This is a genomic window from Allorhodopirellula heiligendammensis, from assembly GCF_007860105.1.
Taxonomy (GTDB): domain Bacteria; phylum Planctomycetota; class Planctomycetia; order Pirellulales; family Pirellulaceae; genus Rhodopirellula; species Rhodopirellula heiligendammensis.
Map to the genome: position 1 here is coordinate 908,150 of NZ_SJPU01000002.1, position 23,086 is coordinate 931,235.

General features: G+C 57.5%; 15 protein-coding genes. 12 read left to right on the plus strand and 3 right to left on the minus strand.

The genetic code is table 11. The annotated features are described in order from the left end of the window. Positions 1–98 precede the first annotated feature (98 nt). From Poly21_RS13755 to Poly21_RS13765, 3 genes are all read left to right on the plus strand, one after another. Positions 99–1,004 (plus strand): prephenate dehydrogenase, encoded by a 906-nt coding sequence (locus tag Poly21_RS13755; RefSeq protein WP_146407559.1) that lies wholly within the window; start codon positions 99–101, stop codon positions 1,002–1,004. Positions 1,005–1,087: 83 nt separating this feature from the next. Then, positions 1,088–4,102: a phosphoribosylformylglycinamidine synthase subunit PurL gene (gene purL, locus Poly21_RS13760; protein WP_146407560.1), complete on the plus strand. Its 3,015-nt coding sequence runs from the start codon at positions 1,088–1,090 to the stop codon at positions 4,100–4,102. Positions 4,103–4,108: 6 nt separating this feature from the next. Next, positions 4,109–4,768, plus strand: coding sequence for an RsmD family RNA methyltransferase (locus Poly21_RS13765; RefSeq protein ID WP_146407561.1), 660 nt, complete (start codon positions 4,109–4,111; stop codon positions 4,766–4,768). 90 nt (positions 4,769–4,858) lie between these two features. On the opposite strand, the gene Poly21_RS13770 is transcribed toward Poly21_RS13765, so the two are convergent. Continuing rightward, positions 4,859–8,605 (minus strand): cytochrome c biogenesis protein, encoded by a 3,747-nt coding sequence (locus Poly21_RS13770; RefSeq protein ID WP_146407562.1) that lies wholly within the window; start codon positions 8,603–8,605, stop codon positions 4,859–4,861. Between the two features lie 141 nt (positions 8,606–8,746). Next, positions 8,747–10,033, minus strand: a complete 1,287-nt coding sequence (locus Poly21_RS13775; RefSeq protein ID WP_146407563.1) for a hypothetical protein — start codon at positions 10,031–10,033, stop codon at positions 8,747–8,749. An 811-nt stretch (positions 10,034–10,844) separates the two neighbouring features. Between Poly21_RS13775 and Poly21_RS13780 the strand changes: the two genes are divergently transcribed. From Poly21_RS13780 to Poly21_RS13810, 7 genes are all read left to right on the plus strand, one after another. Beyond that, positions 10,845–11,837: a lipase family protein gene (locus tag Poly21_RS13780; RefSeq protein WP_302118874.1), complete on the plus strand. Its 993-nt coding sequence runs from the start codon at positions 10,845–10,847 to the stop codon at positions 11,835–11,837. A 48-nt stretch (positions 11,838–11,885) separates the two neighbouring features. Then, positions 11,886–12,314 carry an alternative ribosome rescue aminoacyl-tRNA hydrolase ArfB gene (gene arfB / locus Poly21_RS13785; protein ID WP_146407564.1) on the plus strand — a complete coding sequence of 143 codons (429 nt, stop codon included), beginning with the start codon at positions 11,886–11,888 and terminating at the stop codon, positions 12,312–12,314. Positions 12,315–12,390: 76 nt separating this feature from the next. Then, entirely contained in the window at positions 12,391–13,125 is a 735-nt protein-coding gene (locus Poly21_RS13790) for a UvrB/UvrC motif-containing protein (RefSeq protein WP_146407565.1), read from the plus strand. A 2-nt stretch (positions 13,126–13,127) separates the two neighbouring features. Continuing rightward, the gene (locus tag Poly21_RS13795; protein WP_146407566.1) at positions 13,128–14,519 is read left to right on the plus strand and encodes a sensor histidine kinase; all 1,392 of its coding nucleotides are present in this window, start codon (positions 13,128–13,130) and stop codon (positions 14,517–14,519) included. A gap of 145 nt (positions 14,520–14,664) precedes the next feature. Then, a complete protein-coding gene (locus Poly21_RS13800) occupies positions 14,665–15,321 on the plus strand; it encodes a response regulator transcription factor (RefSeq protein WP_146407567.1) in 657 nt (218 codons plus the stop codon). Then, a complete protein-coding gene (locus Poly21_RS13805; RefSeq protein WP_146407568.1) occupies positions 15,318–16,832 on the plus strand; it encodes a hypothetical protein in 1,515 nt (504 codons plus the stop codon). Before Poly21_RS13800 ends, Poly21_RS13805 begins: the two co-directional genes overlap by 4 nt. Positions 16,833–17,041: 209 nt before the next feature. Beyond that, positions 17,042–18,601: a bifunctional GNAT family N-acetyltransferase/carbon-nitrogen hydrolase family protein gene (locus Poly21_RS13810; RefSeq protein WP_146407569.1), complete on the plus strand. Its 1,560-nt coding sequence runs from the start codon at positions 17,042–17,044 to the stop codon at positions 18,599–18,601. 153 nt (positions 18,602–18,754) lie between these two features. Here Poly21_RS13810 and rnc read toward each other — a convergent pair whose 3' ends face one another. Beyond that, on the minus strand, positions 18,755–19,723 hold the full coding sequence (rnc, locus tag Poly21_RS13815) for a ribonuclease III (protein ID WP_302118875.1): 969 nt from the start codon (positions 19,721–19,723) through the stop codon (positions 18,755–18,757). A 363-nt stretch (positions 19,724–20,086) separates the two neighbouring features. Here rnc and Poly21_RS13820 point away from each other — a divergent pair, with 363 nt between their 5' ends. Together Poly21_RS13820 and Poly21_RS13825 are read left to right on the plus strand one after the other, a co-directional pair. Beyond that, positions 20,087–22,198, plus strand: a complete 2,112-nt coding sequence (locus Poly21_RS13820) for a M28 family peptidase (protein ID WP_146407570.1) — start codon at positions 20,087–20,089, stop codon at positions 22,196–22,198. Between the two features lie 236 nt (positions 22,199–22,434). Further along, entirely contained in the window at positions 22,435–23,043 is a 609-nt protein-coding gene (locus tag Poly21_RS13825) for an OmpH/Skp family outer membrane protein (RefSeq protein ID WP_302118876.1), read from the plus strand. Positions 23,044–23,086 lie beyond the last annotated feature (43 nt).

Here is a 23,086-nt window from a genome sequence, read left to right on the forward strand (position 1 = left end):
TTCGACGGTCGGCCGACTGCTCGCCCGAGCGTGAATTTTGGTGTGGAGAGGGATCCTACGGCTGGGCTTGACCCCCGCGATGCGATATTCTGCTGCGCGTGAATACACCTGATTTTGCTACCGAATCGCCCCTCTTGCCGATCCGCACTGTTGCGGTGATCGGGTTAGGGTTGCTCGGTGGGAGTGTCGCAAAATCGCTTCGTCGGACGGGCGCAGATTCACAGGTTCGTGTGATTGGGTGGGCACGCCGGGCGGAAACCCGTGAATTTGCGATCGATAATGACTTCGTCGACGCTGTTTCAGACGATTTTATCGAGGCGTCCAAGCTGGCGGATCTCGTCATCATCGCGACGCCGGTCGACCGCATTGCAGAATATGCTCTGAAAATAGCGGCCGCATGCCCCCATGTCTTAATCACAGACGTGGGCAGTACCAAGTGCGGCATTGTGCAAGCGGTTGCAACGGTTCCTGAGGCAATGGCTCGGTTCGTAGCCTCCCACCCCATCGCGGGCAGCGAGAAAACGGGCATTGAGCACGCTCGTGGCGATTTGTTGGACGACAAGTTGGTTGTGCTCACGCCATCGGGAACCGAAAACAGCGGCGTGGTCGATGCCATCGAACGGTTTTGGCAGTCCACCGGCGCGCGGACTCTGCGGCTATCGCCCCAGCGGCACGACGAATTGATGGCAGTGACTTCCCATGCACCCCATCTGCTGGCGGCGGTCGTCGCCCGGCAGGTCCCTGAGGAAGCGCTTCGGATGGTGGGATCGGGATGGCTCGACACCACCCGGATTGCGGCCGGTGACGAGGGGCTGTGGACCGCCATCGTGTGTGAAAATCGGGCCGCTATCCTTGCGGCGATACAGGCCACGGCCCAAGATTTATCGCAGCTGATCGAGATCATTCAATCTGCCGACGACCCCGCCCTAACCACTTACCTCCGCGACGCCAGAAAAAGACGCGAAGCGGCGTCATCCCCGCCATCGTTCCCGCCGCCCTCATAAGTTCCGCCTTCCCCGCTACTATTGTCCTCTGCTCCTCAGCCCACTTCTCCCCATCCCTCATTCTCAAAAACTGAGCTCCAGACATGCCACTTTGGCAAATCGACATTCATCCGGCACCGCAGCAACTCGACCGGATGGGATTGCATACCGCTGACGAGATCTACCAGCTCGGCCTAGGCAGCGACCTGACTGTCGCCGCGGCGCGGGGCTTTCTTGTGCAGGGAGAGATCAGCCGTGAACAGGCTCAATCGGTCGCCGCGACCTTGCTGGCTGATACCGTCACCGAGCGTCTGGTGATCGGCCGCGTTAGCGAGAGCGTCGATGGCGATAGTGACGCGCTCTCGGAGCCGCCCGAGTCGATGATGGAGAATCTCGCCGAGCGTGGTGTGGAAGATCAGCCGCACTTGGTGCATGTGATGAGCAAGCCGGGCGTGATGGATCCCGTCGCTGCGAGTACGCAGAGCGCCCTGGCCGATAGCGGTCTGGACGCGGGAGCAGTCAAGACGTTCCGCAAGTATTGGATTTCAGGCGTGGACGAGGCCGGTCTCGACGCGATCTGCCGGCGCGCTCTCTCGAACGACTCAATTGAACAATTCGTGATCGGCCCGCTGCGAATGAACGAACTCGGCGTCGGATCCGAGGGAAAGTTCGAATTGGTACGCGTGCCCATCCGCAGCCTCGACGACGCGGGCTTGGAGAAACTGTCGAAGGATGGCCAGCTCTATCTCACTCTCGTTGAGATGCAGACCATTCGCGATCATTTCGCGTCCCTCGATCGCGACCCGACCGATATCGAACTCGAGACGGTTGCGCAGACCTGGTCCGAACACTGCAGCCATAAAACGCTGGCCGGTCGCATTCACTATCGCGGCCCAGGTGCCGATGGCACGCCAGAAGGCGACGAGCGGCAATACGCCAACATGCTCAAAGAGACAATCTTTGCGGCAACGCAGTCGATCCGACGCACGCTAGGCGATGACGATTGGTGTGTGAGCGTGTTCAAAGACAATGCTGGAGTCGTCACATTCGATGAGGATGATCATGTGTGCTTCAAAGTGGAGACGCACAACCATCCCTCGGCACTGGAGCCGTATGGTGGGGCGAATACTGGCATCGGTGGCGTGATTCGCGATCCGATGGGTACGGGCATGGGTGCCAAGCCGGTGTGCAACACCGATGTGTTTTGTTTTGCGCCGCCCGATGTAACACCGGATGAACTGCCGCCAGGAGTCCTCCATCCGCGACGTGTGATCCAGGGCGTTGTCTCGGGCGTGCGGGATTACGGCAACCGGATGGGCATCCCAACGGTCAACGGTGCGGTCTATTTTGATCGCCGGTATCTCGGCAATCCCCTGGTGTATTGCGGCAACGTGGGCATCCTCCCGGTCGGCATGGAAGACAAAGAGGTCAAAGCGAACGACCTGATTGTCGCGATCGGCGGACGGACCGGCCGCGATGGGATTCACGGAGCAACCTTCAGTAGCGCTGAACTGACCAGTGAATCCGAGAGCCTCTCAGGCGGTGCCGTTCAGATCGGCAACGCGATCACCGAAAAGATGGTGCTCGACGTCCTGCTGCAAGCTCGCGATCGCGGACTGTACAATGCCGTCACGGACTGCGGGGCCGGTGGATTCAGTAGCGCCGTGGGCGAGATGGGTGAGGAACTCGGAGCGGAGGTGTGGCTGGACAAGGCCCCCCTGAAATACGACGGATTGACCTACACTGAAATCTGGATCTCGGAAGCGCAGGAACGCATGGTCTTCGCCGTCCCCGAATCAAAGTGGGACGAGTTGCGAGAGCTCTGCGAGAGCGAAGGTGTCGAAGCGGCCGCTATCGGACGCTTCGTACCCACAGGCCGCTTGAAACTGACGTATCAAGGCGAGTTGGTGGGCGACGTCGCGATGTCGTTCCTCCATGACGGACGCCCACCGGTTATTCGTGACGCCGTTTATCATCCACCGGCGGTCACTCCGCTGACGATTGAGGACCGCGACGCGGAGTCCAACACGAATACACTGCTCGCCATTCTGGGCAGCTACAACGTCGCCAGTAAGCACTGGGTGATTCGTCAGTACGATCACGAAGTGCAAGCCGGCAGCGTGATCAAACCGCTAGTCGGCCCCCAGTGCGATGGCCCTGGAGACGCAGCGGTCGTCCGGCCGAAACTCACCAGCAAACGCGGACTGGTGATTTCGTGCGGTATGAACCCGCACTACGGCGACTTTGACACCTACCACATGGCGACTTCCGCGATCGACGAGGCCATGCGGAACGCGGTTGCCGTGGGCGCCGACCCTTCGAAGATCGCCATCCTTGATAACTTCTGCTGGGGATATACTGATCGGGCTGAGACGCTCGGGTCACTGGTCCGAAGTGCGATCGCATGCCAAGACATGGCGGAGGTACTGCAGACGCCATTCGTCAGTGGCAAAGACAGCTTGAATAATGAGTTCAGTTACTTCGACGAGGGCGGCGACAAGCAGACAATCGCGATTCCGCCGAGCCTGTTGATCAGTGCGATGGGGCAGATCGCTGATGTCAGCAAGGCGGTCACGATGGACCTGAAGGAAGCCGGCAATGTGTTGCTGCTCGTCGGCCGCACGCAGCGAGAATTGGGGGGATCGCACTACAGTCTCGTCGAGAGTGTCACCGGAGGCGAGGTTCCACAGGTTGACCCGGAATTTGCCAAACAGGTCTTTGCAACCGTCCACGCCGCGATCATGGATGGCCACATACGCTCTTGCCACGATTTAAGTGAAGGGGGACTGGCCGTCGCAGCGGTCGAGATGGCCCTCGCCGGCGGTCTGGGCTTGACCGTTTCACTCGATGATGTCTCACGTGTTGATGGCAAGGGCGAGCCACTAAGCAGCAGCGAAGTCTTGTTCAGCGAGTCGAACACCCGTTTCTTGATTGAGGTCAACGCCGATCGCGTTTCTGACATCGCGTCGATATTCTCCGGCGCGGGTGTCCCCCTGACGAAGTTAGGCGAAGTCACATCGGGTACCTCGGTGCAGATCCGTGATCGCGATGATGTCGTCCTCGATGTCGACATCGAGGCCGCGAAATCGGCCTGGCAAGCTCCCTTGGATTGGCACTGAATTCCTATGAAATCACGCTCGAAATCTAAATCGAAGCCCAACTCGAAAGCCACCAAGCTGCGGATCATTGGCGGTGACATGGGTGGCCGCACAGTCACGTACCATGGCGAAGAGTTCACTCGGCCCATGCGCGACAGTGTGCGCGAAAACCTGTTCAACATCCTCGGTCGCGGCGTCCGCGGGACCACGGCTTTCGATCTGTTCGCCGGCACCGGCGTGTTGGCGTTTGAGGCGATCAGCCGTGGAGCGATTCGTGCCGTCGCCGTTGAGCCGATGAAGCAGGCTGTGAACCAAATTCGCAAAACGGTGGAGCATCTTGATCTCGATAGTAAGTTCAAACTCGTGCAAGCGGATGCCTTTGCCGTCGCGAATCGCCTACTGAGTTGTGATGGAGAGGACGACACCCCTTGGATCGTGTTCCTCAGCCCACCGTATCGATTCTGGAATGACCCGGAGATGTATCCCAAGCTCGCTGCGATCATCCGGCACGTTCAACGGCACGCGCCACCGGGCAGCATCCTCGTTGCGGAGACCGATTACACCTTTGACACGGACCTCCTGCCTGCTGGCGATTGGGACATCCGCGCCTATGGCATCACTCGGCTCGCGTTCATCGAACCGGGTAATCACTGTGGAATGAGCTTACCCGACACGTTGGAGCTTTAAGGGCCACGACCGCCGGAACGCGTGTGGGGAGTGAACGAACTTTCACGAGGGATTTTTCAACGAGTATGTGGCCCTCTTGCCACCACGCGGTCACGGTGTGCTGGGACCGTTGGCATTGGGAGAAAACCTCTTGGCGATGATCGGGACGAAAATCCCGGCGATGATGAATGCGATCTGCACCGCGAAGAAGATCGCGAGTGCTTGCAAAATGCCTTCGGTGAAGCCGTAGCTGTGCAGTCCGATGCCGAGCTCATTGGTACCGAACCAGCTCCACGCGGTGATGATATTGCCACCAATGGCGAGTATTGCAAACCCTCTCGCTTTGACCATTCCGTCCCAGCGTGCGTGCAACATCAACGCATTCCAAATCACGATCAATAGGGCGCCGTTCTCTTTCGGATCCCAGCCCCAGAAGCGGCCCCAGGAATCGTCTGCCCATAGGCCACCAAGCACCGTGCCTATAAAGCTGAACAGGATCCCAAAACAGGATGCCCCATAAACCACGCGGTACAAATCTCGCTTCGCACGATCGCTCGCACCCACCCATTCGGAAACGACGTAACCGATCCCCAGCATGCCCGCGACCAAGGTCGCGACATAACCGAGTGCCACGGTGATCACATGTGTGGACAACCAGAACTGGGTGTCGAGCACCGCCTGCAGTACACCCATCGTTTCCGCTGAGCCGACAACCGTTAGGTAACCGGCGACCTGCAGGGTGATGAAGCCCACTAACGAGGCCAGCAGGTTACCCGTACCGTAGCGGAAGATTCGTTCGATCACCAAGCCGAACAGAGCGGCCGCCCAACCGACAAAGATCGCGGAAGAATAAAGATTGATTACAGGTGCACGGCCCGTGATGTAGATACGTGATCCAATTACGATCGTGTGCACGACGAAGGCCACCACGACTGTTCCCCATACCGCCGTGTTCAGTCGTGGAGAGTCAATCGCCATTGCGATCAGGCCCAGCACGAAGGCGACGAGGTAGATCATGATTGCGACCGACGTGGGATCGGCACCGCCGAGCCACCGCTCGAGCGCCACAGCGGTCGTGTCATAACCAATGATCGGGTAGGACTGCACCGCACCGAGATGCTCATCCACAGCGGCATTGAAGTCGGCGGGGTCGTCGTTACCGTAGGCTCGAATCATCTCGCTGAAGGAGAGAATTCCCGCGGGTGCTTGATCTTCGTCGAGCCCATTCTTAGCCATGTCAAAAAACGCAGGTGCAAACGCTTTCCATCGCGGTTGATTCACTGTCGACACGGATTGCTCCGCTGACGGAGGAATCAGCGTGGGCGCGTTCATGCTCGACAGACTCTCCATGCGATCCTGCAGCCGTTGCAGAGCAAAGAGCTGGCGGGTCTGCTCGCTCGTCCCTTCGGGGAAAAACTCCTCCGGAATCGCATCGGGGATCGGCAGTCGAAACGAGGCAGCCGCGAGAGTGTACTGACGCGTTCGCAGATCCAGCTCAATCAGCTTCTTCTCTTTAAAGTCTCGATCTCGGGGCTCCTTTTCACCGGCCTCCCTCACCAACTCGGTAAACCTATTGAGCCGTTCGGGGTTCTCGCCGATATCATTGAGCGAATACAGTTTGCTCTCATGTCGATCCAAGCCAAGTTCGGACAACACCTCGCTCGCGTCGATCCGAAACATCGGCAAACGGCGAACTTCTTCGCGGTCGGCGGCGACTTCCATCAACCACTGCACCGCGGACATCTTGCGTGTTTCTACACGGTCCTGGAGCTTGGCGGGGGTTCCCTTGATTGGCAGAGATTCCTTGTTCGTCATCGACTTGAGCGTCTGCCGTGCATAGGCGTCCAAGGGCATCACACGCCCGCCGTACTGAACCGGGATTTTCCCAGCTTCCACGAAATCAAACGAGGTATCCCGTTCGGACGGTCGACGAAAGTTTTGCAGCGACGAGGCAGGCAACAACAGATAAACGGTGAACAACACGACGGCGGAAATCCACAGTGCGACCGGCCAATTCGAAGGTGTCGTTTCTGCCGCCGAGACCGGGTCCACGGGATCCATCGGATCCACGGGCGCCGCTCCGGAGCGGGTTTCGGACAAGTTGCCCGACAGTTCCTCTTCACTAAACCGACCGAATGGATCGGGCTGCAGCGGGGCATCGACGAGGTTATTGGTCTCACGACGGCGACGGGCAATGAACCGCGTCAGCGTGCCCCAAAAGTGCACCAGCATGCCCAACGCTGTGATGCTGCAGGCGACATAGGGAATCAACCATCCCGAGTTACGGACGACTTGGAGCCCCGTCATTTCCTTGCCGCCTGGCAATGGCGAATAGCTCGATTGATAAAATGTCTCACCGCGATATCGCAGCGGGTTGTTCATCCATACGCGTTCCTTGCGATCCTCGCCGGTCTCGTTGTCGACGATGCGTATGAACGAAGAGTAATCTCGCGGCGTGTCCGAGTTGCTCCAATTGATCCGCTGGACGTCATCGAGTTGTACCCAGTAGGGTTTGACCTCCCGGTGCATCCGCAAGCCGATCTCGTAGGTTACTCCGTCGACGGTGACCGAATCCAGTTCGTCCGAATTTGTACCGTCTGGCATCAGCATGGCTTGATCGTTGAGCATCAGCGTCACGAAATACGTTCCCAGTGAGGCGTCACTCTCTGGATCGAGCAATTCGATGTATGCTGCCGGAATATTCGTTTCCATCTTGGCACCACCCGACTTGTCCCGTTTGACTGCCGCGTAATCCAATCCGAGCCCCGTGGTCGCTGGATTTGAATCGTCGGGCTTGGCCAGTGTCGAGTTTTCGAAAAACTGCTCCACACGTATTTTCATTGGCAGTGCGGGATCGTCGAGCACGGCATCGCTGCTCGCGGCTGTTTGCAATCTCGCTGCAGGAATCGCCGTGACGGTTTGGATACCGTCCTCGGTGTGAATCAATTGCAGTTCGATCTCATCAAGATTGACGAATGTGTTGGTCGATTGCCCCTCGATCAAACTCAATCGTTGTTCGGTCTGCCGATCACCAAACGCGAACTGGCCGACCATCAAAAGACCTACACCCAGGTGCAACAGAACGTTACCGCCCTGTTTACCGAAGGCGAGTTGACATCCCACCAACATTACCAAGCCCGCACCGAGCCCCTTGGCTAACTGCCAGACAATTCGCAGGCCTGGATCTCCAATACGAAAGCCCGTCGAGATCGATGCGATCACCGCAACGGCGAGTACTGCCGCGGTGACATAACCGAGTCGCTTGACAACAACCGACCGGCTGCTCGAGGCGGCCACCCCACAGGCAACTGCAGCGATCGCGAGCATCCCCATGATTAACGACCAGAGACGCTCGTACCCGAGCCACTCCGGGGGTGTGCCCTGCAAGCCGTCGTCGTTATGCCCCATGAACACAACGATGCCAGCGATCCCGATACCGATTGCTAAAAATGCGAGCCCCGCGGCCAAACGCCCGCCACTGGCCTGGACCCGAAAGCGTGTGATTTTAGCGGCAATCAAGTTCACCATTAGCAACAGCCCAATCAGGGCACCGCCTGGGTAGGGGATGATGCCCGGAATCGGCTTGTCATGTCGGTAGAACGCTTGAGGAAAGAAGTCGTCGATATGCAGCGGCGCGACCCAGGACAGGAAATATCGCTGTTTCACCTCCTGCATGTTCATTTCATCTTGCGCGAGCGTCCCAACCAAGACGAGGATCAGTGAAAGGGCAAACAGCACCACCGTCATCTTCAGTGAACCGAGAGCAGCGAGCACTCCGTGAGCAATGGAGCCACGTTCGTGCAGCCGCGATTTCGATGCGGCCGCGTCGGTGGTGTAGGGTGAGCTAGCAGAAGCCATGGGAGGGACCAAGGGCTAAAAGGCGGGGAGGGATGAAAGCGAAAACGCAGTGAGCGGGCTGCCGAGCGAGTGAGCCCCAACGCAGTGGCGACTGGCGCGGCGGTGCTGCCTCGTGCCGCACGGCACTCGGCTCAAGGTGGGCTAAAATTGGAGGGATTCGAGGAAGGATTTCATCTGTTCAGATTGTTGTTGGACCGTTTCCACAGGGCCTGTCATCTTAATGAACATGGCAAAATCGTCGCTTAGCGGGACCATGGTGCCATCGATTGCCGTGGCGCCCTCAGAACTGTCGGTGGCGGACTCCTCTTTCGGCGGCAGCAACACGAACCGCTGGGCCGGTCTGCCGCTGATGTCCATTTTTTCAGCATCTTCAAACGCCGCGTCCACGTCTTCGTCCGGAACCGCCGACTGGCGGATTTGGCCCATCCAGCGAGCGACGTTGTTGCGGAGGTTGCCGCCGGCACTGATGATCGTTACCTCAGCGGGTGCATCCTCGGGACCAACGCTGAATGCAGCCAGCCGCATGGAACTCATCCTACCATCGCGCCAGCCCTCCGGGCGATCAAATTTTAATTTTGAACTGGGATCGCCAACTTGGTCGCCGGACTCCGCCGCGGACGTCACCGCCGGGGTATCCGATTCACTCATGGAATTGGGAGCCTGCAATGATTTCGACTTGGCAGCGATCGCATCACGGGTGGTTTGGGGCAGGCCTGCATGCGGGTCTGCAGGCATCTCCCCAGCCCCCCCGGCGGTTCCCGCAAAGGGGGCATTCCCCATCATCGGCGCGCCCATCATGGGCGATCCTGATTCTGCGGGACGGCCTGTGATATCCACCCAAATCGCAGCGGCGGGGGGCGTGTCCGCATCCTCGGCCTGTCCCGACTGCCAGGCAAGCTGTTGGGCGCCGGACCATTTTTCCTCGGTGGGCTCTAGCCCTACCTGACCTCGCCAGCGGTTGACGTTACTGGTCACGAGCGAATCCCAATCGTCGCTACGGGAGAGTTGCGAGATGCTCAGGTCAAGTTGTTCGGTGGGCGTGTTGATATCAATCGAAGCAAACCGCATCGGGCGATTTCCACTCCGCTTCCATTCCGGTGGCAAGTCACCGATGACGGGCTCGCCGTCTTCAAACTCAATTTCCTCAACGAACTGGCGGAACTCTTCGGCGGCCACGTCAACCGCTGATTTCCGCCCCATCAACTTGAAAAACCAAGCTTGATTGGCTTGCGGGATAATCGCAGCGACCATGCGAGTGTCCTCAGCCGCTAGCGCCGCTGGCACCGTCGTCGGGATCTGATAGGTGACGATAGGCGCCTCTTCGGAGCAGCCCGTCAGCAGCATGGTGCTGGCGAAGATGCCTGCCAAAACGAGCGCTCGCAGAGTGGGGATGTGAGCCGAGCCGGCTGGAACCGATAGGGTGGACAATTGAATAGCAGGAGGGTGGGGGAGGTGGGAGAGGCGGGAACTTCCTAGCAATCGTGCTGTTACATCCAGACGAGGAGCCGATACCGCAGGCCAAGGTCATCGCGTTAGGATACCAAATCAGCTCGCTGAGCCGTACCGCTCTTGAGGTGCGTTTCTACCTTCCAACGCGGCAACCGTTGGTTTTGTTCTCTCCATGGAGCAATCGGGTTGGGGTATCATAGTCCACCAAGCAGGTACTGATCGAGCCTCACCAAGGCAGAGCATTCCACGGTTATAGACGGATAGTGTTGATCTGGGCTTCCTTATCCGATGTCGCCTGTCGTTTCCTCGCCTGGAGATCGAACGCAGTCGGGACGGACCGGAAATCATCGGAAATCATGGTCCGTAAAGCGTTTTACGCTCGATCTTGCTCACAGCCGAGCGATCAGCAACGGCTTCCCACGGATTGAATTGAGGTACTGCGGCGATGAGTATACGTCTGATTTTAATAGCGAGACTCACCACGCTGGTGTGCTGCTGGTTGACTCAGTCGGCGAACGGGAGGTACAGAAATGCGGCCAGCAACTTGCCACATGCCGTTTTTTAGATGGGGAACACTGCGACGATCAACCGCATGATGAAAAACACTCGCGCGGAGCTAGACACGCTCCAAGACGACGGCGGATGTTCCTGAAATGATCTGCGTACAGCTAAGAAGTCGGGCCCACGCAAGCGTGGACCGCGTTTCGATGAGCATCGCACCGGAAGTTGTCGCGCTGCGTTCTCTATCGGGCGGGCTCTGGATCGGAGTACATTTATCGATTTGATTCCCATGCAAGACATCTGCAATATGTTGCGAACCTCCATCCGCCGATTCTTCAGGTTTAGCCTCGGCATGACTGCTCTGGGAATTTGCGCATTTACGTCGTGCCGAGCGATTGGACAGAATGAAAGCGAAACCGTGGCGAGAAAATTCAATGTCGCCCTGCCAACTGCAGGGGGGGCACAATTGTGGACGGACTTGGAGGTTCGAGGCGGATACCGTGTTCAACGCAACGCCCTGACCGGACACTGCCGGATTCTGGACTCCAATAATGTGCGGCGTGGGTGGGGCAGCGAGACAGACTCACTCGAGCTCCTCGATGAACTTTGTCCGGAGATTCCTGAACCTCCGGCCAAGCCGATCGTCATACTCATGCACGGATTGATGCGGACCGATGGATCGATGAAGTCGCTTGAGAACGCCTTGCGCGCGGATGGATACGAGCAGGTCATTCGCTTTGGATACGCCAGCACGCGATCGAGTTTGTCCGCGTCCGCTGCCTCGCTAAACCGGGTACTCGCGGGCCAGCATCCCGATGCCGAGTTCTGTATTGTCGGTCACAGCATGGGAAACATTGTCACGCGGCACCTGATCGGCGATCTGCAGAGGGACGGCGATCCCAACGGAATTCTGCCGCGGTGCCGTGCGATGGTCATGCTAGGTCCACCCAATCAAGGTGCTGCAATCGCCCGCCGATTGGGACCAACCGGTGTGTTTGGATGGGTGGCGGGTCCGGGCGCGATGGAATTGGGGCCGCGATGGGCCGACGTGCAGGCCAACCTCGCGACACCTCCATTTCCGTTTGCGATCGTGGCTGGCAAATTCGATTCAGGACCGCTCCGCAATCCACTTGTTGATGGCGAGAGCGATTTTGTGGTCAGTTTGGAAGAGGCCCAACTCGAGGGTGCCGAGATCGTGCATCATGTTCCGGTGCTGCATTCGTTTCTGATGAATGACGAAGAGGTGCAGCAGTGGACGATCGATTATTTAGACGAGCATTAACGAACCATGACACGCGGGAAGCCTGTCCTACGTTTTTTTGAATAGATTATGTCTGATTTGAGTGTGACGAAACGTTTCAAGATTCCCGATAGTGATCTTCGCTGGTCGGCGAGCCGAAGCAGCGGCCCGGGTGGGCAGAACGTGAACAAGGTGAACTCCAAAGTGACGCTGCGTTGGACACCAGTGGCTCAGCCGGGTTTCGACGATAGTTGGCGGCATCGCTTTATGTCGCGTTTTTCCACTCGGATCAATCGGGAAGGGGAATTGGTGCTGCACAGCGAGAAGACGCGAGATCAAAACCGCAATCTCGCTGACGCCCGTGCTCGCTTGGTGGGGATGCTGTTGGAGTGTCGTTTACCACCGAAAACCCGCACTCCCACCCGGCCGACTTTGGGTAGTAAAAAGCGACGAATCGAAGGGAAACGCCGTCTATCTGATAAAAAACGACTGCGTGGCCGCCCCCAACGCGACGATTGAAGGTTCACTTGTGGCGATTGACTGATATACTGGATGGAACCTGACGCATCCTTTCGCTCTGAACCCTTTGAACTACATGAAACGCTCGCGGCACTTGGACGACCTGCTCAAACAATGGGCATTCGACCCGGCGACATTGAACGTGCGCATGGTGAAAGGTAAGGATGAGCGAGACGTGCTGCAAATGCGGGTGGAATTGGGTGTCCTCCAACTCGAGACGACCGGTCGGCCTGACGGTGAGATGGTCAGTGGCTCGGACACCTATCTCGAACATTTGAATTTGTGCCGACTCAACGAGCCCGACTATGAATTGAGCGAGCACGACTGCAATGAGATTGATCGCGAGTTCATGCAGTTTTATCACCGTCGGATCTGCTGGTTGCGGTTGCAGTTCTACCATCGAGCGGTGATGGACGCCGATCACACGCTGCGGCTGATGGATGTGTGCGAAGACCTATCGGACGATCCGGATTGGTCGGCTTCGCACGAGCAATACCGACCCTTCGTGCTGTTTCATCGCACCCAGGCCGAAGCCCTGGGCGAACTTGAAGAGAACACACCCGAGGAGGCGATTCAGGCAATCAATCGCGGACTCGAAACGCTGCGTGAGTTTTTTGTCAAACACGATGCGGAAGAGCACTTTGACGAAGACGAATTGATTGTCCGTTTGATCGATCTGCGGGAATCATTGCGGACAGAATACTCCGTCGGACAGACCTTGCGAGAACGGCTCGATCAAGCCGTTGAGCACGAACACTACGAGTTGGCTGCGAAGCTGCGTGATGAATTGACGCGACGCGAAACGCACTGAGGATGAGGTTCATCTCATCGGCCCCGTTAGGATCGGCTTCCTGGTTGTTGCGGCTCCGCTCGTTCGCGAGCCTCGGTCAGCTCATTACCATTCTGCTGGCAGGTCCACTGACGGCGACGCCGTTGCCGATCGTGCCTCTGCTACTGTTCGTTGCCCTCACCGCATGCACCAATTTTGCGTACGGCTGGTGGTTGATGCGCTGGGAGCAACCGTCGTCGTCCGATGAAACCAGTGTGATACCACTTCGCGTGGCGTTCGCGTTGATGGCACTCGACCTGGTGACGCTGACAGCGATGCTCTTCCTCAGTGGCGGCGCCGACAATCCATTCTGTTTTTTTTACTTTGTCAATCTCGCGGTCGGTGGCGTGATGCTGGAGAGGTCTGCCGCATGGACGCTGACGAACTTGGCGGTCATGGGCTACGTTTTCCTCCTGGTGCATTCGTGGCCTGTGAAAGGCCTGAGTGTACGTACGATCGATCCCCCGCTGATCTTGTTTGGTGACCTGGGAATGCGAGACCTCGCATCGCTCATCGCTTTCATTGCATGTGCTACAGTGATCACGTTTTTCGTCACCCGAACATCTCGCCAGCTTCGCAATCGCGACGAGGACCTGCGACGCAGTCAGGCCGAGCGTGCCGACGCGATGCGATTGGAAGGCCTGACGACATTGGCTGCCGGTGCGGCCCATGAGCTGGCGACGCCCCTTTCGGCGATCGACGTTGCCTGCCGGGAACTAACACGGCATCTGGAGACCGTCGACAAACCCTCATCGATTGATGACGACTTGCGACTCATCGACGGACAGCTGTTAATGTGCCGGCAAATCCTTTCGCGGATGCGCACCGCGGCTGGCGACGCGGTCGCCGACCAGTGGAACCGTACTACGTTGGGCGACTTGATCGACACCACACTCGAAGGGATACGTGATCCACACCGTGTCGAGATCCTCGAACCGATTGACCCCTGGACGCCTGAACCCGATTTGACGGGTGTGGCCGATGCCGACGCGACCACCGGAGACAGCGACACGCCGGCATGGGAGCGGCAACCTCTATGGTTACCTGAGGAAGCGGTTGCTCAGGCCATTCGAAATCTGCTACACAACGCGCTCGACGCGAGCGAGGGCGATCAATCCGTAACCATGCAGGCAGCCCGGGTAGGGAAAGAGCTCTCGTTGATCGTGGTTGACCGCGGCCAAGGCATGTCAACGGACGTCCTTGATCGCGCTGGCGATCCGTTCTTCACCACGAAAGAACCGGGGCGAGGCATTGGCTTGGGGCTATTTCTGACCCGCAACGTGATCACAAGAATGGATGGTCGCCTGCAATTCCAAAGCGTTCCAGGCAAGGGGACCACGGCAACAGTCGTCTTACCGTTGGTACCGCGACCGTAAATCAGGGGTAGATGAGGTAGCAGTCGACCCTGGGGGATGTTGAAAAATCTGCCGGGGCCGACGACACTGGACGGCAGCTCATGAGGGTCACTCATCGGCGGTTTTTGCGCGTCATTTTTTCTTCACCTCACCTACGGCACGGCTTGTGAGTTTACCTCCTGATTATCCCGATCCGTCGGAAGCTTGTACCGCCGACACGGTCGGAGCGAAGTCAATTCTTTTAGTCGACGACACGGAAGTACTCCGCGAGCGACTCGCGATGGCGATGCGGAGCCGCGGTCTCGAGGCCCTCACGGCAGGAAATTACGAGGAAGCGGTCAGCATCTTTCAGCGTAATCCCTGCGATCTCGCGGTGCTGGATTTGCGGATGCCCGGTCGCAGCGGCCTCGATCTGCTGCGCAGGCTGCTGCAAATCAAACCGGATTGCCGGATCATCATGCTCTCAGGTTTCGGCAGCATCCCGGCCTCAATCGATGCCGTCCGCGCCGGCGCGGTCAACTTTTTGAGCAAACCCGCCGACGCAGACGACATTCTATCTGCCTTCGTCCGCGGCGATGAACCTATCGTCCCAGAAGGCGGCTTGGCATTCCCCGCGCCTTCCCTGGCCCGCAACGAGTGGGAGCATATTCACCGTGTCCTCGCCGACTGCAATAACAACATCTCCGAAGCCGCGAGGCGATTGGGAATTCATCGCCGATCACTCCAGCGTAAACTTCGCAAGCGTGCACCAATCGATCCCAAAACTCCAGGAGCAGAAGATTTTTTTGATGGCGAGGCAGAGTTTGAAGGCGATGAGGAGTGAACGATCAAGCAGAGTCCAGCCGGACTCGCCGCGAGCCTGATATTGTTACTCACTCTCTCTACCCTTCACCCTCCTTCCACGCCATCAAAATTGTCTTTTGGTGGTCAATTGCTCTGTGGGCCATGTGCGCGGTGTCGGGGCGATGGCAGCCGCATCTTGTTTCAGATTCTGCGAGTTACCTGGACTATCCATTCGCGTCACTGGAATCGATGGCGCGTTATTCGCGGTTGCCCGCCTATCCGGCGCTCCTGCGTGCCTGCCTAGCAATCGCGCCGAGCGAATCGGTGGGACTGCAATTAGTGGTGCTTGTTCAAATCCTGTTGCAAGCGATTGCGGTTTCTTTCTTCATGATCGAAATGCGGCGATGGGGACTCTCGCGTAGTGCTGCTATCGCGGCGGCGGCAGCGGTCGCGGTGGGCTGTTCGTTTTGGGATCATGTATCCACCATCGCAACCGATTGCGCGGCCATGTCATGGGGTGTGATCACGGCAGCGTGCATACTTCGAGGCTGGCGAATTGGGTTTTCAACGCCGCTCGCTGCGGGCGTCGCTGCGAGCAGTTTATTGTCGATCAGCTTGCGGCCTGCCTACCTATTTCTACTGCCGTGGGTGATCACGATGGTGCTGTTTCGCGCGGGGGATGGCGTGCTGCCGCCCTGGACACGTCGCTGGAGGGATGTGGCTGTCATCGGCTCGCTGCCACTGGTTGTGCTGCTCGGTTGGTGTCAGTTTCGATACACCGTTGCCAACGATTTTTCACTGTTGCCGTTCGGCCATCAGAATATGGCGGCCGTGACGACCCAACTGCTCGACAACGATGAACTGGAGCAGATGTCGGGACCTGGAGGTGCATTGGCTTCCGAAATCGCGAGGCGTCGAGTTGCCGTTTCAACCGGCCGCAGCGGCCGAGCGAGTCAGCCCGGAACGGGGGCGATCGACGGACTCGATCTGCGAGTGACCAGTGATCCTTCTCTGCGAGCGGACTCCTACATGACCTTGGAAAACCGTTGGGATGCGATGACATATCTTGTGGCCATCCCCGCAGCGATCGCAGTTGCCGGCGATGACCCGATCGATCAACATCGCTTGTTGGCTGAGCTTGACCGTCAGATTGTGCTGGCCTACCCGTTGCGGTATGCGAGATGGTGGATGCTAGCGATGCGTCGTGGTATCTGGGGTTCGGTGGCCAACATCGTCATGCATCCTATTTTTCTCATGGTGATCGTGTTGGCTGCGGGCGTTGCGATGCTGGTTTGCATTTGGCCGCAAGTCATCTCGTCGCGGGCAGAAATGGATTCCGAACCTGCCAGGTGCTCCGCACGAGCACGCCGTGCCTTGGTATTGCTCGCGATCAGCTACGCTGCGACAGGGCTCGCCTTTGTGGCTCTCACCAGCCCGACGATTGGTCGGTTTTCCGATGCCGCGTTTGTATTCCTGCCGAGTCTCGCAGCGCTCGCCATGGTATCAAAGTGTGGGCGATTGCGACTGTCGCTCGGCCAATCCAGCCGGTAGCGGCCAGCCCTCATGTTTGGATCACGAGAACCATGTGTGTGGTGCGTCACGCACAAGTTCGTCATTGCGACCGAATTGCGGACGGATCAGAGCCGAGATGCCACGGCAATCAATGGCCAGTGTTGCCAAGAGGTGGTGTCGTGTCTACTGATTAACGAGCTTCGACTCTACTCCGCATTCACTAATCTGATCTACCAAGGCACTTCACAATGGAAACGCTTGACCTCGCCAAATTCGAATGGAAAACAGTCGTTCGGCAGTTGACGAGAGATGACTTTGACGCCCTGACGGCTTTGGCAGAGAAGTGTTTTCCAGGGATGCCCACGTTTGGTCGTGAAGAGCTCGAGAGCCAGCTTGAGATTTTCCCAGAAGGCCAGATCGTCGTTGAGATTGACGGCAAGATTGCCGCCTCCTCATCGAGTCTGATATTGGAATATGATGCCGGCTTGGAATGGCACAACTGGAAAGCGATCTCTGACTCCGGCTTCATTCGCAATCACAAACCCAAGGGGGACACGCTCTATGGGATTGAGATCATGGTCGATCCCGAGTTTCGCGGCATGAAGCTGTCGCGGCGTCTCTACGATGCCCGCAAAGATCTCTGTCGCCGTATGAATCTCGCTCAGATCATCATTGGCGGCCGGATCCCAGGCTACCATCGCCGGGCCGATGAGATGTCCGCGCGCGAATATATCGACAGTGTTCTGGAAAAGAATAACTACGATCCTGTGCTCACCGCCCAACTGTCCAACGGGTTTATTGTCCGCGGCCTGATTCCGAACTACCTACCCTCGGACACGGAATCGTGCGGCTACGCTACGTACGCCATTTGGACGAACCTGGAACATATTCCGGGCGCCAAACGCCGCTTTCATCATGTGATCGAACCGATTCGCGTGTGCGTCGTGCAGTACCAGTTGAGGACCATCAAGAACTTTGACGAATTTGCTCAGCAGTGCGAGTTCTTTTTGGATACGGCATCAGACTACAAATGCGACTTCGTGCTGTTTCCTGAGTTGTTCACAACGCAGCTGCTTTCATGCGTTGACGCGACCCGTCCCGGCCAAGCCGCCCGGCAGCTCGCGGCGTTCACGCCGCAGTACCTCGATCTATTTACGGAGATGGCTGTGAAGTACGATCTTAACGTGATTGGCGGGTCTCAGTTCGTAATCGAGAATGACACGCTCTACAACGTGGCTTATCTATTCCGCCGCGATGGCTCGATTGGCAAACAATACAAAATCCATATCACGCCAAGTGAGCGAAAATGGTGGGGAGTGAATCCGGGCAAGTCGGTTGAGGTATTTGATACTGATTGTGGGCGAATCGCGATCCAAATCTGCTATGACATCGAGTTTCCCGAGCTCACACGCATCGCGACCCAAAAAGGAGCCTCGATTGTCTTTGTTCCGTTCAATACCGATACCCAACACGGCTATCTGCGCGTGAGATATTGCTCGCAAGCACGGTGTATTGAAAACCATTTATACGTCGCGATTTCAGGTTGCACGGGCAACCTCCCGTTCGTCGAAAACTCAGACATCCACTACGCACAGTCCGGGATCTTCACGCCTGCTGACGCTGAGTTTGCTCGGGAGGCTGTCGCGGCGGAATGCAACCCGAACGTGGAAACGTTGATCATTCACGACCTCGACTTTGAGCAACTCCGCCGACACCGCGAACAAGGATCCGTCCAAAATTGGAACGACCGCAAACGGGATCTCTACAAGATCGTTTACGAAGAAGACGGCAAGAGCTACGAAGTATAGACCGCTTTCCAAGCATAGACCGCTGGGCAGTGGTGGAGGACGACACACAGAGTCGTCACACAGAGTCGTTCCCGACCCAGCGGGCTGCCCGATCCTCGCCAAGTCCACGACGTTACCCGCAGGGTCAGATAGTGCCGTGCGGGGCAACGACATTCAGTGAGCTGGCTTGGTCGCTCCATCACCTTCATCGCAGACATGCGGGATCGGCTGGTCATGGAGGGTAGCCAGCGCGTTGGCAGCGGCCCGTTGTTCGGCGTCTTTCTTGTTGTTGCCCCAAGCGGGCGGGAAAGCCTGCGGGCCGATCACCGCGCCGATCAAGAATGCTTTGCGGTGATCGGGGCCCATCTCACGGATCAGCTTGTATACCGGCGTCGCAGCGAGTTCTCGCTGTGCGTGCTGCTGGAGGACTGATTTGTGGTTTCCCGATCCCTGCGTTTCCACCGACAGGCGAACCTCTTCGGCGAGCCATTCTTTGAGTCGGTCGCGGACCACGTCGGCTCCACCATCGAGGTACAACGCAGCGATGATCGACTCAAAGACATCGCTGACGAGCGAACGTGGATAACTGCGATTACGGGTCACTCCGCGGCCAACGATCAAACATTCGTCCAAACCCAGTTTTGTCGCCGTTCGACCGCACGTGCGCCGACTCACCACCGCTGACTTGATCTTCGTCAAATCGCCTTCGCTGTATTCGGGGTACGTCTCAAAGAGCCACTGACAGACCGTCATCCCTAACACCGCGTCCCCCAAAAACTCGAGTCGCTCGTTGCTGGACAACCGATTGGATGCTCCAGATGCGTGAGTCAATGCGGACTTCAGTAGGCTCAGGTCTTGAAATTGGTATCGCAGGATTTCCTGACAGCGCTGCAGTTTCGCATTCGAGTCAGAGTAGGGCTCGCCCACTGCGGCGGCGTCGACGAGATGAATCGAACCCGGATGAGCGACCCGTTGGTCGGCGACGAACTGCCCCGGTCCCGCTCGCTCTTCGTCAGTTTGTTGTTCGACGTCAGCGGGCAGCGCGACGCTAGGTGGCGCGACCTCGGGTTGCGGAATTGGCTCAGGAATTTTGGAATCGCGCAAATCGTCGGCGGATTCCGACTCAAAAGGTGAGGCGGACAAAGCAAAACCATCAATAGAAGAGAAGAGGCGAAGAGATTTCTTCGTGACTTCAGTCCCGCGCCGGTGGCCGAAAGGATCATTTCGGCCACCGGTGAGTGACTGCGTTCGAGTTGCCAAGATAGACAAATGAGGCAGTATCCGCCATAGCATCCGACCAAGAATGAGCCCCCTGCCGCTGCGTTCCGCAGAGCCATGATCAACGCTCGTTTCGGACGCCCGCTGAAGACGAAACATGGCGGAGGATCACGGCGATCGAACTCAAACTATTTAGGTACCTGGCCGACTCCAATCTTCATCCGATTGCCGTGTCTGGATATACTCTGATGGAATCTACGCTCCTCCCTGAACTCGAATTCACCATCCATGACCGCTACTTTTCTTTCCGCCCCGGCAATGCGATCACTCACCTTGATCGTCGCTTGCCTGGTCGTCTTTGGCTCCTCGACCGCGGCAGAACGGGATGCTGATTCTCTGGCCCCGGCAACTGCGACGCCCCATGCCGAGTTGCACGATGCCATGGTGGAGGATCTGCGGTTCCTGACCAGTGACGAGCTCCAGGGGCGCAGCAGCATCGACCCAACAATCTTGGATGCGGCTGACTATATCGCGGAACGTTTTCGTGGACTCGGACTCGAAACCTCTTTGTTTGATGGATCGCCGCTGCAGTTTCTCGACATCGCGGTGGGGCCTCGCCTGGGATCCAAAGCGGCAAATTTCCTCGAAATCACGTCGTACGGGAGCGAACAAGACGAAGACGACGATCGCGTAGAGTTGTCCCTGAGCCGCGATTTCCTACCGCTAGCAATTGGTGCGAGCGAGCAAGCCCTGAGCGGTGAATTGGTGTGGGTCGGCTACGGGATTCGTGCTCCTGAGTATCAATACGACGATTACGCAGCAGTCGATGTGCAGGGGAAAATCGTGATGATGCTGCGTAAGGAACCGGGCACCAACGATCCTGATAGCCCATTTGAAGGTGCAGAAAATACGCGGCATGCATTTTTTGAAACCAAAGTCGCCACCGCGATCGATGAAGGCGCGGCGGCAGTTTTGATCGTCAACGATCCGGCCAGCGTCGAGAAAATGGTTGCCGCCGCTGAGCAACGGCGGCAGGGTGAATTATCGCGACTTGCAAAAATTCGCCAGCGTTTGCTGGCCTTGCCCGCCGAAGCGCTCAACGCACGTGAAAAATTGAATGGGCAAATCAAGCGGATCGAATCGATGCTGGCGGAGTCCGACGAAGCCGCCATGGCCGAGCGAGGCCTGCTCGGGATCGCCGAGGCTGGCACGCAATCCCAACACGGATCCGCAAGCGTCGACGCCGCCGATGGCGAACCGACACCCCGACCGCCTATTCCGGTTCTGTCCATCTCTCGGGCGTTGGCCAATCGACTTCTCGCAAATCGGCTCAGCGAATTCGAGGCAGAGATTGATTCGGATTGGCAGCCGCGCAGTCGCCTACTCGCTGGCACACAGCTTCGACTCGGTGTGGAGCTGACGCCGTCGAGTGCACGCAGTCCCAACGTGATCGGCGTGCTGCCTGGACGCGGTGCGTTGGCCAATGAAACGGTCGTGATCGGGGCTCATTACGATCACGTTGGGATGGGCGAATTCGGATCGCTGGCACCTGGGACAGTCGCTATTCACAATGGCGCCGACGACAACGCCAGTGGCACGTCTGCCATGCTCCGTGTCGCTGGCGAATTGGTTCAAAAGTTAGCGGGCGAGCAACCGGTAGATAGCCGCCGACGATTGGTATTTATTGCATTTACCGGAGAGGAACGCGGGCTGTTGGGCAGCAAGCACTACATCGAACAGCCGCGGTTCCCGCTCTCCTCAACCGTAGCAATGATCAACATGGATATGGTCGGTCGCCTCAATGACAACGAACTCACCATCTATGGCACCGGTACCGCTGAGGGTTTTGAAGCTCTGCTGGACGATGTCAACGAAGATGCAAAGTTCAAAATGGTGAAAGTTCAGAGTGGTTATGGTCCCAGCGATCACTCATCGTTTTACCAAGCGGGCATTCCCGTGTTGTTTTTCTTCACTGGCCTGCATGCTGACTATCACCGACCAAGTGACGATTTCGACAAATTAAACCTAATCGGTATGGACCGGATAACCGATATCATTTCACAGGTCAGCGAGCGATTGGCGACAGCGCCCGAGCGTCCGGTGTATGCAGAGACAGAAAAAAACGTCCAAATTCGACGTCAGTTGACGGTTTCGATGGGGGTGACGCTGTCCCAACAACCTGGCGATGTGGTGCTCTCGTCAATTCTCGCGGCTGGCCCGGCCGCTGAAGCAGGCGTCCGTGCGGGCGATCAGTTGATACAGGTCGGCAAAAAGACGGTCCATCGCATTGAAGACGTGATGGAGCAACTGCGTCTTCAATCACCCGGCGATGTGCTCAGCGTGGTGGTTCGCCGTGACGCCGAGGAACTCAAACTCGAAATCAAGCTCCGACCTCGTTAAGAGCATCGGCCGTCAAACACACAAATTTATTTTCCTGAGCGTTCGAAAAGTGGTCCGATTCCTCTTGCTCCCTTCGCTCACGATTGACACAATCCGAAACCGCGTTGATACCACTGGGCAGCCGAAACGCAGTCCTACATCAACGCGGTAGGCAAACGATTGTCGGCGATGGAAGCCGCAATCCAATGCTTTACCGGTTTCGAAATTTCGCATTCACCACGCAAGGAGTAGCGGACGTGCGACTATTTGTACTTTCGGCCTTAACCCTGGCCACGACCACCCTAACCGTTCTCGCCCCGACCGCCGCCAGCGCTCAAGAGGGTGGCCACCGGATCGCGGTGGTGGATGTTGCCTACATCTTTAAGAACAACGAAGGCATTAAAGCCCAAGTCAAAGAAGTCGAGGATAGCCTCAAGAGCTTCGACGAAGAACTACAAGGCAAACGCAACGAACTCAAGTCCGCTGCAGAAAAGCTCAAAACATTTCAGCCTGGATCGTCCGATTACATCTCGCAAGAAGAGCGAGTCGCGTCGATGGAATCCAAGCTCCGGCTTGAAATGGCTCGCAAGCGAAAAGAACTCGCCGACCGTGAAGCCAAGATCTACTTTGACAACTATCAGATCATCGCTGCTGGTGTGAAAGCCTTGGCCCAGTACCACAAAGTCAACCTCGTCCTGCGTTACAACAGCGAAGAGATGGACCTGGAACAGGGCGAATCGGTCATCCGTGGTGTCATGAAAAACATCGTTTATCATGATGAAGCGATTGACATGACCAACGGTACAATGGACTACCTCAATCGAGCATTGAAGGTCGCGACCACTCCAGCTGCGAATCGCCAGTAGGTGTGGTTGCGTTGTCAACGCTGCAGACCGCAGCGGTGGCGAC

Bases quoted from the DNA above. Each gene is read 5' to 3' on its own strand.
- purL (WP_146407560.1), top strand. From the start codon at position 1,088: ATGCCACTTTGGCAAATCGACATTCATCCGGCACCGCAGCAACTCGAC.
- Poly21_RS13765 (WP_146407561.1), top strand. From the start codon at position 4,109: ATGAAATCACGCTCGAAATCTAAATCGAAGCCCAACTCGAAAGCCACC.
- Poly21_RS13770 (WP_146407562.1), bottom strand. From the start codon at position 8,605: ATGGCTTCTGCTAGCTCACCCTACACCACCGACGCGGCCGCATCGAAA.
- Poly21_RS13780 (WP_302118874.1), top strand. From the start codon at position 10,845: ATGCAAGACATCTGCAATATGTTGCGAACCTCCATCCGCCGATTCTTC.
- arfB (WP_146407564.1), top strand. From the start codon at position 11,886: ATGTCTGATTTGAGTGTGACGAAACGTTTCAAGATTCCCGATAGTGAT.
- Poly21_RS13790 (WP_146407565.1), top strand. From the start codon at position 12,391: ATGAAACGCTCGCGGCACTTGGACGACCTGCTCAAACAATGGGCATTC.
- Poly21_RS13795 (WP_146407566.1), top strand. From the start codon at position 13,128: ATGAGGTTCATCTCATCGGCCCCGTTAGGATCGGCTTCCTGGTTGTTG.
- Poly21_RS13810 (WP_146407569.1), top strand. From the start codon at position 17,042: ATGGAAACGCTTGACCTCGCCAAATTCGAATGGAAAACAGTCGTTCGG.
- Poly21_RS13820 (WP_146407570.1), top strand. From the start codon at position 20,087: ATGACCGCTACTTTTCTTTCCGCCCCGGCAATGCGATCACTCACCTTG.